This is a genomic window from Streptomyces sp. NPDC003379 (assembly GCF_053589195.1).
Map to the genome: position 1 here is coordinate 1 of NZ_JBSFRK010000065.1, position 14,335 is coordinate 14,335.

Here is a 14,335-nt window from a genome sequence, read left to right on the forward strand (position 1 = left end):
ATAGGTGATCGTGTCCGTCGACTCGCCGATCCTGCGCAGGAGTTGACGTGACGCGGGCAGCTGGGCCCAGCCCGCCTCGTGGCCGTGCGTGGTGGTCCCAGTCACGTTCCGGCGCGCTTCCGTTGATTTGCGAAGGGTTCCCCCCACCCTCTTGACGGCCTCTTGATGGCGTTCCCACTATGTCTCTCATAGCGCAACCGGTCGTGCACTACGCAACAGCACCATCGTGCCGTACGTACGCACCCCTGCCATCGAGCCGTGCGCAACAGCAGAGGAGTCTGGCCGTGCCCCACGAGGTTCGTGCCGTCGTCGCCGTGAAGAAGGGCGCACCCGTCGAGGTGCGGACGATCGTCGTGCCAGATCCCGGTCCGGGAGAGGTACTCGTCTCCGTGCAGGCCTGCGGGGTCTGCCACACGGATCTGCACTACCGGGAGGGCGCGATCAACGACGACTTCCCGTTCCTGCTCGGCCATGAGGCGGCGGGCACCGTCGAGGCCATCGGCGCCGACGTCGCCGATCTCGCTCCCGGCGACTACGTGGTGCTCGCCTGGCGGGCGCCCTGCGGGGCCTGCCGTTCCTGTCTGCGTGGGCGCCCCTGGTACTGCTTCGACTCGCGCAACGCCGCCCAACTCATGACGCTCCTGGACGGCACGCCACTGAGCCCCGCCCTCGGCATCGGCGCCTTCGCCCAGAAGACGCTGGTCGCCGCCGGACAGGCGGTGAAGGTCGATCCGGCGGCGCGCCCCGAGGCTGCCGGTCTGATCGGCTGCGGTGTGATGGCGGGGTACGGGGCCGCCGTGAACACCGGCGAGGTGGGCCGCGGCGACACCGTCGCGGTCATCGGCTGCGGCGGTGTCGGCGGCGCCGCGATCGCCGGGGCGTCCCTGGCCGGGGCCCGCCGTGTCATCGCCGTCGACATCGACGACGCGAAGCTGGACGCGGCCACCCGGTTCGGCGCCACGCACACCGTCAACTCACGTGGCACCGACCCAGTGACGGCCGTCCGTGAGCTGACCGGCGGTCACGGGGTCGACGTCGCGATCGACGCGGTCGGCACCCCGTCGACGTACAAACAGGCTTTCTTTATGCGCGATTACGCGGGTGTGCTGGTGCGGGTCGGGGTGCCCGATCCGGAGATGACGGTCGATCTGCCGCTGATCGATCTCTTCTCTCGCGGCGGCGCCCTCAAGTCGTCCTGGTACGGCGACTGCCTGCCTACGCGGGACTTCCCGATCCTCGTCGACCAGTACCTCAGCCGCCGGCTCGACCTGGGCGGCTTCGTCTCCGAGACGGTCTCCCTGGACGAGGTGGAGGAGGCCTTCGCGCGGATGCGGCGCGGCGAGGTGCTGCGGTCGGTGGTGGTCCTGTGAGCCGCCCTGCCGGAGGAGGGCCCCGCGTGGTCGTCATCGGTGCCGGGATCGTCGGCTGCTCGCTCGCCGACGAGCTGACCGCCCGCGGCTGGACCGATGTCACCGTGCTCGACCAGGGGCCGCTGCCCGCGCCGGGCGGCTCCACCTCACACGCGCCGGGGCTGGTCTTCCAGACCGGGCCGTCCAGGACGCTGACCGCGTTCGCGACGTACACCGTGGAGAAGTTCACCTCCCTGGAGGTGGACGGGCTCTCGTGCTTCAACCGGGTGGGCGGTCTCGAACTGGCCACCACGCCCGAGCGCTGGGCCGATCTGCACCGCAAGGCCGGTTTCGCCGCCTCCTGGGGTGTGCGCGCCGAGCTGGTCGGGCCCGGGCGCTGCAAGGAGCTGTGGCCGCTCGTCGACGAGGCCCGGGTGTACGGCGGTCTGCACACGCCCGACGACGGCCTGGCCCGCGCCGTGCTCGCCTGCCGTGCACAGATGGAACGGGCACGCGCGCGTGGAGCGCGTTTCCTGGACCGGCACACCGTGACGGGCATCGAGCGGGACAGTGGCCGTGTCACCGCCGTCGTCACCGACCGCGGCACCTTCCCCGCCGACCACGTCGTCTCGGCGGCCGGTTTCTGGGGCCCGGTGATCGGGCGGATGGCCGGCGTCGACGTGCCCCTGCTGCCGCTCGCCCACCAGTACGCGAAGACAGGGCCGCTGCCCGAGCTCGCGGGCGTCAACGACCCGCGCGCCGAGGCGTCGCGGCCCATCCTCCGCTTCCAGGACCGCGATCTGTACTTCCGTGAGCACATCGACCGCATCGGCATCGGCTCGTACGCGCATCGGCCGCTGCCTGTCGACCCGTTCGCGGTTCCCGCGTACGACGACGCCGAGACCATGCCGTCGTCGTACCCCTTCACCGAGGAGGACTTCGCGCCGAGTTGGGAGGACTGCCGCCGACTGCTTCCCGCGCTTCGGGGGACGGAGATCGAGGAGGGCTTCAACGGCGTCTTCTCCTTCACGCCGGACGGCATGCCCGTGCTCGGCGAGTCCCGTGCGCTGCGCGGCTTCTGGCTGGCCGAGGCGGTGTGGGTCACGCACTCCGCGGGCGTCGCCAAGGCGGTCGCCGAGTGGATGGTCGACGGGCGGCCCTCGCTCGACCCGCACGAGTGCGAGCTGACGCGCTTCGAGGACGCCCAGCGCTCCCCGGCGTACGTCGCCGAGCGCGGCGCGCGGCAGTTCGTCGAGGTCTATGACGTCATCCACCCGCTCCAGCCGATGGACCGGCCCCGCCCCCTACGGGTCAGCCCCTTTTACGCCCGCCAGCAGGAGCTGGGCGCGGTGTTCCTGGAGGGCGGCGGCTGGGAGCGCCCGCACTGGTACGAGGCCAACTCCCCGCTCACCGAGGGCATCGAGGTGCCCGGGCGCGACGCCTGGGCGGCCCGTCACTGGTCCCCGATCGCGGCGGCCGAGGCGCGCGCCACCCGCGAGAGGGTCGCCCTGTACGACATGACGCCCCTGCGCCGCCTGGAGGTCACGGGCCCCGGCTCGCCCGCCTTCCTCCAGCGCATGACCAGCAACAACCTCGCGAAGAAGCCCGGCTCGGTCACCTACACGCTCCTTCTCGACGAGGCGGGCGGCATCCGCTCCGACCTGACCGTGGCGCGCCTCGCCCCCGACCGCTTCCAGGTGGGCGCCAACTCCCCCGCCGACCTGGACTGGCTGCTCCGGCACGCGCCCGACGACGTCCACCTCAGGGACATCACCTCGGGGACCTGCTGTGTCGGTGTCTGGGGCCCGCTGGCCCGCGCGCTCGTCCAGCCCCTCACCCGTGACGACTTCTCGCACGAGGCGTTCGGTTACTTCAAGGCCAAGGAGACGTACATCGGGCACGTCCCGGTGACCGCCATGCGCCTGTCGTACGTCGGTGAACTGGGGTGGGAGCTGTACACCAGCGCCGATCTGGGGCTCCGCCTCTGGGACACGCTGTGGGAGGCGGGGCACGCGCACGGCGTGATCGCGGCCGGACGGTCCGCCTTCAACAGTCTGCGCCTGGAGAAGGGGTACCGCGCGTGGGGCCACGACATGACCTCCGAACACAACCCCTACGAGGCGGGCATCGGCTTCGCGGTCCGGATGCACAAGGGTGACTTCGTGGGGCGTGCGGCGCTCGAAGCACTCGGGCGGCCTGCGCGAAAGCTCACCGCCCTCCTCCTGGACGACCCTGCCGCCGTCGTCCTCGGCAAAGAGCCCGTCTACGTAGACGGTGCCCCGGCCGGATACGTCACCAGCGCCTCCTACGGGTACACCCTGGGCCGCTGCGTCGCCTACGCCTGGCTGCCGCCCCTGGAGGCGGGCACCGCCGTCCATGTCGAGTACTTCGGCGAGAAAGTTCCCGCGACGGTCACCGACGAGCCCTTGTTCGACCCGGAGATGACCCGCATCCGCCGCTAGCCGCCAGGAGGCGCCCGGTGTCCCCCACCTACGACGTGATCGTGATCGGCCTCGGCGGCATGGGCAGCGCCGCCGCCCACCACCTGTCCGCGCGCGGCGCCCGCGTCCTCGGCCTGGAGAAGTTCGGCCCGGTGCACAACCGCGGTTCCAGCCACGGCGGTTCCCGCATCACCCGGCAGTCCTACTTCGAGGACCCCGCGTACGTCCCGCTGCTGCTGCGCGCCTACGAGCTGTACGACCGCCTCGAACGCGACACGGGCCGCGAGATCGCCACCCTGTGCGGCGGCGTGATGCTCGGCCGCCCCGACAGCCGCCCCGTCGCCGGCTCGCTGCTCTCCGCCGAGCGGTGGGGCCTGCCGCACGAGCTGCTCGACGCGAAGGAGATCCGCCGCCGCTTCCCGACCCTGACGCCGCGCGACGACGAGGTGGCGCTGTACGAGGCGCGGGCGGGCCTCGTCCGCCCCGAGAACACCGTGGCCGCCCATCTCAAGCTCGCCACGCGCGACGGCGCCGACCTGCACTTCGAGGAGCCGATGACGCGCTGGGAGCCCTGCCGGGACGGCGTGCGCGTGCACACCGCCGAAGACGCCTACACGGCCGGCCAGTTGGTGATCTGCCCGGGTGCCTGGGCGCCGCGGCTGCTCACCGATCTGGGGGTGCCTTTCAGCATCGAGCGGCAGGTCATGTACTGGTTCCAGCCGGAGGGCGGCGTACGGCCCTTCCTTCCGGAGAGCCATCCGATCTACATCTGGGAGGACGCGCAGGGCGTACAGGCGTACGGTTTCCCGTCGATCGACGGGCCCGACCTCGGCGCCAAGGTGGCCTTCTTCCGCAAGGGCACGCCCTGCACCCCGGAGAGCATCGAACGCACGGTCCACGACCACGAGGTCGCCGCGATGGCCGAGCAGGTCGGCCGGTTGATCCCGTCGCTCCCCGGCCGCTTCCTGAAGGCCGCGACCTGCATGTACTCCAACACCCCCGACGAGCACTTCGTCATCGCGCGCCATCCGGCACACCCGGGGTCGGTCACCGTCGCCGCCGGGTTCTCCGGGCACGGCTTCAAGTTCGTGCCCGTGGTCGGCGAGATCGTCGCCGACCTGGCACTGGACGGCGCCACCAGGCACCCCATCGAGCTCTTCGACCCCAGCCGTCCCGCCGCCGCGCCCGCTTGAGGAGTACGAGCGCCTTCTTGAGGAGTACGAGAACCGTGACGACGACCTCCTTGCCCCCGAGTCTCATCGCGACCCTCCCCGGCCACTACTACACCGACCCGGAGATCTTCCGGCAGGAACAGGAGCGCGTCTTCGAGGCCCTGTGGTTCTGCGCGGTCCGCGCCGCCGACCTCGACAGGCCGGGCGCCTTCCGCACGGTCCAGGTCGGCCGGGAGAGCGTCCTGATCACCCGCTCGCGCACCGGTGAGCTGCGCGCCTTCCTCAACGTCTGCCGGCACCGCGGCGCCCGGCTGTGCACCGAGGGGTCCGGGCAGGTCCGCCGCGCCCTCCAATGCCCGTACCACGCCTGGACGTACGACCTCGACGGCAAACTGATCGCCGCGCCCGACCTGGTGAAGATGCCGGACGTGGACCGCACCGCGTACGGCCTGGTGAAGGTGGCCCTGCGGGAGTGGCTCGGCTATGCCTGGGTGTGTCTGGCGGACGAACCGCCCTCCTTCGAGGAGACCGTCGTCGGCGCGGCGGCCGAACGCCTGGGCGACGTGGCGTCCATCGAGCGCTACGGCACCGAGCGGCTCGCGCTCGGCAAGCGCGTCACGTACGACGTGCGCGCCAACTGGAAGCTGATCGTCGAGAACTTCATGGAGTGCTACCACTGTGCGACCATTCACCCCGAACTGACGGATGTCCTGCCGGAGTTCACGGACGGTTTCGCCGCGCAGTACTACGTCGGGCACGGCGCCGCGTTCGGCGAGCAGGTCGGCGGCTTCACGGTCGACGGCAGCGCGGGCTTCGACCGCCTGCCCGAGGTCGAGGACGGCCAGGACCGCCGCTACTACGCGGTCACCGTGAAGCCGACCGTGTTCATCAACCTCGTCCCCGACCATGTGATCCTGCACCGGATGTTCCCGCTGGCCGAGGGCCGTACGGCCGTCGAGTGCGACTGGCTGTACGCGCCGGACGTGGTCGCGTCCGGCGCCGACCTGTCGAAGTCCGTGGAGCTCTTCCACCGGGTCAACGCCCAGGACTTCGCGGCCTGCGAGCGCACCCAGCCCGCGATGGCGTCACGCGCCTACCGCGAGGGCGGGGTGCTGGTGCCGACCGAGCACCACATCGGGCTCTTCCATGAGTGGCTGACGAAACAACTCGCTACGTAGTGACCGGGTTCGGCTGCGGTGCAGGGCGCTTGTACATCCGCGTCGCCGTGATCTCCCCGTGCACCGTCTCGCCGTCGGGGTCCTCGGGGGCCCGCTGCGGCAGACCCGGGCGCAGGTGCTCCTCGACGCTGATGTACTTCAGGCCCGCCCGCAGGTCCGCGTCGTTCCGCAAGCGGATGACCAGCGGGAACTCGGCGAGCGCCGTCGTGTCGAACAGGCCGGTCGTATAGAGCAGCTGCACTCCGAGCGCGTCGGAGACGGCACGCTGGAGCTCCAGGAGGTACGTGGCGTTGGCCCGGCCGATGGGGTTGTCGAGGAAGAGCGTGCCGGCGTGCCGGTGCTTGTCGCGGCCCCGGTCGTTGCTGCGCAGTGCGGCCATCGTGCAGTACAGGGCGATGGCCGCGGTGAGCAGCTGGCCGCCGGAGAAGACGTCGCCCATCTGTCCGACCGGCACGCGCTCGGCGCGCAGGACGGCGTCCGGCTTGAGGATCTCGACGGCGACGCCGCGCGGCTCCAGGGCGGCCTGGACGCCGCGCAGCAGCAGGGACATTCCGTCGCGCCGCATGTCGGAGTTCTTCTTCACGGCCGCGCGCGTGGCCTCGTCGACGACCTCACCGAGGCGCTCGACGAGGGTCGCCTGGTCGGGCTCTTCGAAGCGGACCCGCAGGAACTCCTGCCCCGACCACTCCCCGAGGCCCTCGGGCAGCCGGGACAGGCGCTGGGCGGACCTGAGCGTCGCGAGGGCCGACTCGACGAGGCCGCGCAGGCGGTCGACGATGCTGTCGCGGTTGCGCTCCAGCTGCTCCAGCTCGTCGGTCAGGACGCGCAGGCGCGGCGCGAAGGCGTCGGCCCACTTCTTGGCGTGGTCGGGCAGCGCGGAGGCGGGCAGTTCGCGGATCTGCTGACGGGCGGGGGTGCGCACCTGCTCGTAGCGCGTGGCGTTGGCGTGCCGTACGAGTATGTCGCTCGCCTCGCGGACGGCCGACTCGGCGGCGGAGAGGTCGGCGGCGCAGCCGCGCAGGGACCGGCGGGTCTCGGCGGCGGCCTGGCGGGCCTCTTCGAGGGTGCCGGGGTAGGGCGCGGGCTCGTCTTCGGTGTCTTCCTGGTGTTCGCGCAGGAGGTCCCGCAGGAGGGCGGCCGTCTCGTCGAAGCCGCCGGCCGCGTCCTCTGTGGCGCGGTGGCTCCGGAGCAGTGCGGCGTGGGCGTCCTTGGCGCGGCTCAGCGCATCCGTGTGGGCGGCCAGTTCGCCGGTGGCCGTGCGCAGCAGCGCCTGGGCCTGCTCGGCGTCGGTGGGGACGAGCTGTTCCGGAAGGTCGGTGTGTGCCTCGCCGTCCTCGGGGGCGTGCCGCTCGGCCTCGCCGCGCAGGCGGCCCAACTGCTCGCTCGCGGTGGCGGCGCGGGCCTCGATGAGCTGGACCTGCGCCTCCGCGCGCGCGGCGGCGGCCTGCCGGGAGGGGCCGTCGGAACCGTCGGTGCCTTCGAGGAGCAGGGCGGCGCGGGTGCGGACCTTGTTGCTGAGCCGGTCCAGCTCGGCGAGCGCGGCGCTCTCGTCGCTCTCGGCGCGGGCCTGCTCGGCCCGCAGGTCGGCGCCGACGCCCACCTTCTCGTAGAGCTGCGACGCCGCGCGGTATGCCTCGCGGAGGGCGGGCAGCGACGTCTTCGGGGCCTCGGTGTCCTCCGATACGTCCTCGGGGGCGCCGGCGATCTCTGCGCGTTCGGCGCGCAGCGCGCGGGCGGTGCGGCGGGCGTCGTCGGCGGCGCGCTGGGCGGCGCGGCGGTCCTCGTCGGCGGCGCGGGCGCGGTCCAGGCAGGTCTGGGCGCGGGCCTCGGCCTCGACGGCGTCGTCGGCCAGTTCGCGCAGCTTGGCCTGCCAGCCGGCCCGCTCGCGGAGCCGGAAGGCGAGGCCCGCGAGGGCGTCGGCGGCGCGGCGGGCGCGCTGGGCGGCTTCCTGGCGCTCGTCACGCACGCGTGCCGCCTCCGATGCGGCCTCGTCGGCCTCGGCGCGGGCGGTGCGGGCCTCGGCCAGCTCGGCCTCGGCCTCCTCGGCGAAGGCACGCGCTTCCTGGGCGGCGGTGGCGAGCTCCGCGAGACGGCCGCTCGGGCAGCCGGTCCTCCAGGAGGCGAGACGCGCGGCCAGCTCGCGGTCCTTGGCGAGCCGGACGGCGAGCGCGCGGATCTCCTCGTCGCGCAGTGCGGCCCGCGCGCGCAGCGCCTGCCGCTCCTCGTCGGCGGCGTGCTCGTCGTGCATGGCCGGGTTCGGCGGTACGAGGAATACGCTGCCGGCACGGCTGTCGGTGGCCTGCTCGCCCGGCGTGGGGGCCAGGAGGGCGGCGGCGGTGCCCACGGCGACGGCCGAGCGGGGCAGCAGGGCGGCGTCCGCGAGGGCGTCGCGGGCGCGCGCGTGGGTGTCCGGGTCGGTGATGACCACACCGTCGACGAGCTCGGGGCGTGCGGCGAGCACGCGCGCGTGGTCGGCGGGGTCGACGGCCTGGGCGAGGTAGCGCCAGCCGGGCAGCGCGGGGATGCCGTGCTCGCCGAGGAACTCGACGGTGGCGAGGACGTCGGGGCCGGGCGGCAGCAGCCCGCCGTCGCCCAGGGCGCCGAGGATGCGGGAGTCGTCGGCGGCCGCGGTGCGCAGGTCGAAGAGGTGCCGCTCGGCGGAGGCGACGTTGTCGTCGAGGAGCGCGCGCAGGTCGTCGGCGGAGCGGTCCAGCTCTTCTACGGAGAGGGCCTGTTCCCCGGATACGTCGGTTCCCTGGCGGGGCTTCGGTACGCCGCTGCCCGCGTCCTTCGTGGGCAGGCTCAGGAGTTCGGCGAGCCGCTCGTCCTCGGCGATGGACTCGGCGGCGCGGCGCTCCGCGTCGTGGGCGGCCTCGGCGGCGGTCGCGGCGTCCGAGGCGCGGGCGGCGGTCAGCTCGGCGCGGGCCTCGGCGGCGGCCGTCTCCTTGGCGTGGTCCGCGGCCCGGCGGGCGGCCTCGCGCGCGGTGTCCCACGCGGCGACGGTGGTCTTCTCGGCGTCGCTCGCGGCGAGGGCGGCACGCGCGGGGTCGGCGTCGGGGGCGGTGTCGTCGAGCCAGCCCGCGCGGACGGCCTCGGCGGTCTCCTGCTCGACCTCGGTGAGGCGCTGGCGCAGGTGTCCCGCCTCGCTGCGGGCCCGCTGGGCCTCGGTGGCGGCGGCGGTGGCGTCGCGGTGCGCGGCCTCTCCGGTGTCCTGGAGGGCCGCGGAGCGCTCCTCCTCCTCGTTGGCGAGGTTCTCGGCGCCTTCGGCGGCCGTGTGCAGGGCGCGGACGAGATCGGCGGCGGCCTTCGCGCGTGCGGCGAGGGCGGGCGCGGCGTCGCGTTCGGCCTCGCGGATCGCGACGGCGACGCGCGCGGAGCGGTCGGCCGCCGCGCGGTGCCGCAGGACGGCTTCCGCGGCCTGCCAGGCGGAGTGCAGGGTACGCGCGTCGGCGAGTTCGCGGCGCTGGGCGGCGGCGGCCTTCTCGGCGACGGTGAGCGCCAAGGAGGCGTGCCGGTAGGCCAGCTCGGCGGAGATCAGCGCGCTCTTGCCGCGGGCCTGCTCTGCTTCGGTGACGGTGTGGGCGGCTGCGGTGACCTGCTCGGCCAGCTCCGCGGCGCGGCCCCGCTCCTCGGCGGCGCGCGCGGAGAGGCGGCGCGCCAGGGTGCGGGTCCTGCGCTCGGCGCCCGCGTGCACGTCACGCGCGCGTGCCCGGGTCTCGGCGGCGTCGACGATGCGGCCGAGCAGGTCGACGGAGCCCGCGGTGAAGTCCCGCTCGGCCATCAGCTCGGCCCGTCGGCCCAGCTTGTTGCCGAAGCCGTGGACGAGGTCGGCGAGGCCGTCCGTGTCGCGGGTGTCCGTGACGGCGCGCAGCAGCAGATCGGTGAAGTCGGAGTCCTTCTTGACGGCGAAGAGGCCCGCGGCCTCGCCTTCGTCGGCGTTCATCTCCCGCTGGTAGCGGAAGAGTTCGGGGTCGAGGCCCAGGTCGCCGAGGTGTTCGTTCCAGCGGTCGTGGATCTCTTCCCAGTGCACTTCGAGGTGGGGGTACACCTTGGCCGCCTCGGTCAGCGCGTCACGGAACCCCTTCATGGTGCGCCGCCGCCCCTGCGCGCCCGACGCGCCCTCCGCGGAGGGCCGTACGGCGGTGGACTCGGCGACCGGCAGGGAGTCCAGGCTCATGCCGGGCCCGGGCCGGAAGGAGTACCAGGCCTCGGCGAACTTCCGCGGGTCGTTCGAAACCTGCCGGCCCCGCCATTCGCTGACCTTGCCGACGACCACGCACTCGCCGGTGCGGGTGTGCTGCCACTCCAGGGCGACGTGACCGCAGTCGTCGGCGAGCAGGAACTTGCGCAGCACGCCGGAGCTGGCGCCGCCGAGCGTGTTCCGGTGGCCCGGCAGCATCACCGAGAAGATCAGCTTGAGCAGGACGGACTTGCCGCCGCCGTTCTCCAGGAAGAGCACGCCCGCGGGGGCGGGGCGCCGCGGCGGGCCGCTCGGCTCGTCCTGGAAGAACTCCGCCTGGGTGGGTGCGGGGTCGGGTACCTCTGCGCCCACGCCGCGCAGGTCGAGCACGGTGTCGGCGTAGCGCGCACCGGCCGGACCGATGGAGTAGAGGCGGATCCGGGACAGCTCGTACATGGCGGCGGACTCTCGTCGTAAGTCGTGGGGAACGGCGGGGCGGTGGGGGAAGGCGGGCCTGCGGTGTCAGGAGTGGAAGGGCAGCCCCGCGTCGGCGGCCAGCTCCAGGTCGTCGGTGTCTTCGGGGGGCAGCAGCGTCGCCGAGCCGTCCGTGACCGGGACGACGCCCAGTTCGAGGAGTTCGGCCATGGCCGCGGTGCCCGCCATGTCGCGGACCTGGAGCTGATAGCGGGCCGTGGTGCGGTACGTCCCTCCGGAGTCGTCGCCCGTGCGCTGCAGGAAGCCGGAGTCGGTGAGGAAGACGACGGCCTTGGCGACGATGCCGGTGGTCGAACCGGCGAGGCGGCGGGCGTCCTTGGTGGCCCCGGTCGAACTGCGCCGCGCCCAGATCCGCCAGGCGGCTTCGAGCCCGGGGGCGTCGGTGGCCGGGTCGGTGTTCTCGCCCTGCTCCTCGGCGCGCTCCTCCAGGCGGCGGCAGGCCTGGCGCACGAACGCGTCGACGCCGTTGACCGTGACCCGGCCGATGTACCCGTCGTCGGCGAGGTCCTCGGGGCGCGGGAAGGCCATGGCGGCGACGGCGAGGTGGGCGAGGCCGTGCAGGAAGCGGTCGGTGGAGTCGGTCGCGGCGCGGCGGGCGTAGTCACCCATGCGGACGGCGAAGACGGAGTCCTCGGCGGCGGTCACGGCCATGCCCGCGCGCGGGGACACCTCCAGGACGACGAGCCCGAGGCCGGTGGCGACGGCGTCGGCGAGCCGCGCGAAGGGCGGGTCCTCGCGGTAGCGGCGCAGCAGTTCGCCGTACTCCTGGTCGCGGGCCGGCTGGAGCTTGGGCTGGAGGCCGAAGGAGACGAGCCGAGCGGCGTCGGCGGCGTCGGCCGGGGTGACGGGCGCGGGGACGGCGGGCGCCGCCGTGGACTCCGGCTCGCCCCACGCGGCGTGCTCTGCGGGGTGGTCGGTCACGGCGTGTGCTCCTTGGTGGGGTGGTGCGTGAGGGGGCCGAGGCGGCGTACGGGAGTGTCGGTCATGGTCAGGCCGCCTCCGTCCGGGCGGCCGCCATTCCGGCGGCGTCCAGGAGGGCCGTGCCGACGATGAGGTCGGCGCCGCCGAACTCCTCGTCGTCCAGTTCGGTGCCGTCGTCCACGGCGAACAGCAGCTTCTGCTCGCCCTGGCGGTAGGCGGTGCCGACCGGTGGGCTCGCCGCGTGCACGGCTAGCAGGGCGACCAGGTAGGGCAGTTCGCGGTCGCGGAGGCGGGCCTCGGCGAGCAGTCCGGAGAGGCGGCGCGGCGCGTCGGAGGGCAGGTCGAGCAGGTCCATGGCGCTCGCGAGCTGCTCCTCGCTGAAGCGGCTGTCGTCGGGGGTGGCGATCAGGTCCGGCTCGGGCATCTCCGCGCCGAGGTGCTCGCGCTCCATCGGCGGCGTGAGCAGTATGTCGACGAGGTCGCCGACCCGGACGGAGACGGGGGTGCGCAGGCCGGTGCCGCGCGCGAAGAAGGCGTCCGTCACACGGATCGCCTGCTCCGCGGGGAGCGGCAGGAGCGGCGCGACGAGCTGCCCGTACAGATCGAGTCCCGCGCGCGCGGTGGGCGTCGCGAAGGCCTGCCGGTCCTGCTCGGCGCGGAACAGCGGGCCGGCTTCGAGGAGGCGGGACTGGAGCTGGGTGTGGCGGCGGATGCAGTCCTTGACGATGTCGACCAGCTCGGCGGCGCGGCGCTTCTGCTCCGGGTCCTCGGACTCGTCGCGGGCCTTGCGGATGTTGGTCAGGATCGCGTTCTCGTGGCGGTAGCGGTCGGCTACGTGGTCGAGGGCCTCCGCGATCATGTCGGGGACGGCCTGGAGCCAGTCCACCGCGCGGACGTTGCGCCGGGTCGCGTCGAGGGCCTTGCGCAGCGTTTCCGAATACTGCACGGTCCGGTAGCGGGCCTGCTCGGCGGCGAGCTGCGCGTCGGCGAGCCTGCCGCGACTGATCAGGACCTCCAGCTTCACCTCGGCGGCGATCTGGGCGCTGGTGACGTCGGTGTCGAGGGCGCCCACCAGGACGTTGACGGCCTCGTCGGTCGTACGCAGGTAGACGCTGCCGCCGTACCCGGGGACCTCTTCGAGGAGCTTGAAGTCGTAGTCCCTGCGGACGTACGTCCCGTCGGGCGCGAAGGTGCCGTACACCGCGCGGAAGCCGCGGTCGACGCTGCCGACGTTGATCAGGTTCTCCAGGACCCAGCGCGCCACGCGCTCGTGCTCGGCGGCGGGGCGCCGGGGGGCCTGCGCGGCGACGCGCGGGAGCAGTCTGGCGACGATCTGCTCGTGATCGGCGCCGGTGTCGAAGTCCATGTTGAGCGTGACGAGGTCGATGGCGGACAGGGCCACCTCGGCCATCGCGTACACCGAGTACTCGCCCGCGAGGTTGGCCTTGCGCACGTCGAGGTCGTGCAGCGGAGCCGTGCAGGCCAGGGCGCGCAGGCGGCGCGCCAGGCCCTCGTCGGCGGCCGGGCCCTGAGCGGGCCGCGGCCCCGCGCTGAGCTGGGGCGGAGCAGTGTCCGTAACGGCAGGCGAAGTCACGGTGCACAGACTAGGTCCTCGGTCTGACAACGGTCGAAACGGCGCAGAAGCGACCGGCTCGCCGCCCCCGCCGAGCCACCGGCTCGGCGGCTTCAGCAGCCCGTGCGGAGCGCCCGATCCGTCGGCTTCAGCCCTCCTCGCCCACCCGTCGCCCGTACACCTCCACGAGGCCCGCGAGCGAGTCCTCCAGGTAGGCGGCGAGGAGCCGTTCGGCCTGTGCGGCGTGGCCCGCCCGCAGGGTGGCCAGGATGCGCTGGTTGCGTTCGAGGTACGGCTCGTGGAGGCGGCGCGGGTCGTCCACCACGTGGAAGGCCAGGCGCAGTTCGGCGAAGACGCTGCGCATCAGCTCGTCGGTGCGGGCGCTGCCGGCGAGGGCGACGAGCTCCCTGTGGAAGTGGATGTTGGCGGTGGAGACACCTTTCCAGTCCTTCTCTGCGGCGGCGCGCACGCCGTCCGCGACGGCCCCCGCGACCCCGTCGAGCGCGAACGGGGGCGCGCCGAGACCCCGGACGACGGCACACTCCACCAGGCGGCGAGTGCGGTAGATGTCCTCGACGTCCTCGACCGTGAGCACCCGCACGAAAACTCCGCGGTTGAGCCGGTGGACGAGGAGCCTCTCGTGCGTGAGCAGCCGGAAGGCTTCCCGGAGCGTGTTGCGGGAGACCCCGAGCGCCCCGCCGATGCTGTCCTCGGAGAGGCGCGTACCGGGCGGGAAATAGCCCTCGGCGATGCGGCTCCTGAGGATGTCCGAGACCCTCTCCGCCGTGCTCGTGCGCCCGAGGAGCGCACGGTCCTCGGCCAGTCCGCTCACGTCAGCCATCGCCCCAGCCATCCCCTCAGCCATGCCCGGATTCAATCGCAGATGCGAGAACGAAACAACAGGGGTATTGAGGGATCGTTCAACGATCCTCTACCTTGTCGGGCACGGCTGGACCCCACGGCCCCCGCACCGCACGTCTCCACGCACCACAGCCGCACCGCACGCTCCAGCACCCTCACCGTCCC

The 14,335-nt window shown here is 73.2% G+C and carries 8 protein-coding genes; 4 read left to right on the forward strand and 4 right to left on the reverse strand.

Annotation, left to right across the window (positions count from 1 at the left end; all coding sequences use genetic code 11):
• The first annotated feature begins 284 nt into the window (after positions 1–284).
• The 4 genes from ACWDVB_RS36775 to ACWDVB_RS36790 are packed head-to-tail and all read left to right on the forward strand — an operon-like array spanning position 285 to position 6,140.
• Positions 285–1,370 carry an S-(hydroxymethyl)mycothiol dehydrogenase gene (locus ACWDVB_RS36775; protein WP_451518601.1) on the forward strand — a complete coding sequence of 362 codons (1,086 nt, stop codon included), beginning with the start codon at positions 285–287 and terminating at the stop codon, positions 1,368–1,370.
• A gap of 26 nt (positions 1,371–1,396) precedes the next feature.
• Positions 1,397–3,811: a GcvT family protein gene (locus tag ACWDVB_RS36780; RefSeq protein WP_451518600.1), complete on the forward strand. Its 2,415-nt coding sequence runs from the start codon at positions 1,397–1,399 to the stop codon at positions 3,809–3,811.
• Between the two features lie 17 nt (positions 3,812–3,828).
• On the forward strand, positions 3,829–4,983 hold the full coding sequence (solA, locus tag ACWDVB_RS36785; protein WP_451518599.1) for an N-methyl-L-tryptophan oxidase: 1,155 nt from the start codon (positions 3,829–3,831) through the stop codon (positions 4,981–4,983).
• A 35-nt stretch (positions 4,984–5,018) separates the two neighbouring features.
• Positions 5,019–6,140 carry an aromatic ring-hydroxylating oxygenase subunit alpha gene (locus tag ACWDVB_RS36790; RefSeq protein ID WP_451518598.1) on the forward strand — a complete coding sequence of 374 codons (1,122 nt, stop codon included), beginning with the start codon at positions 5,019–5,021 and terminating at the stop codon, positions 6,138–6,140.
• Here the strand turns inward: ACWDVB_RS36790 and ACWDVB_RS36795 are convergent.
• The 4 genes from ACWDVB_RS36795 to ACWDVB_RS36810 form a co-directional block, all read right to left on the reverse strand.
• Complete coding sequence (locus tag ACWDVB_RS36795; protein ID WP_451518597.1) at positions 6,133–10,776, reverse strand: hypothetical protein; 4,644 nt, start codon at positions 10,774–10,776, stop codon at positions 6,133–6,135. The two genes, ACWDVB_RS36790 and ACWDVB_RS36795, sit on opposite strands and share 8 nt — an antisense overlap.
• Before the next feature lie 66 nt (positions 10,777–10,842).
• Positions 10,843–11,736, reverse strand: a complete 894-nt coding sequence (locus ACWDVB_RS36800; RefSeq protein WP_451518596.1) for a hypothetical protein — start codon at positions 11,734–11,736, stop codon at positions 10,843–10,845.
• A gap of 67 nt (positions 11,737–11,803) precedes the next feature.
• On the reverse strand, positions 11,804–13,330 hold the full coding sequence (locus tag ACWDVB_RS36805) for a hypothetical protein (protein ID WP_451518595.1): 1,527 nt from the start codon (positions 13,328–13,330) through the stop codon (positions 11,804–11,806).
• A 127-nt stretch (positions 13,331–13,457) separates the two neighbouring features.
• Positions 13,458–14,150, reverse strand: a complete 693-nt coding sequence (locus ACWDVB_RS36810) for a GntR family transcriptional regulator (protein WP_451518594.1) — start codon at positions 14,148–14,150, stop codon at positions 13,458–13,460.
• Positions 14,151–14,335 lie beyond the last annotated feature (185 nt).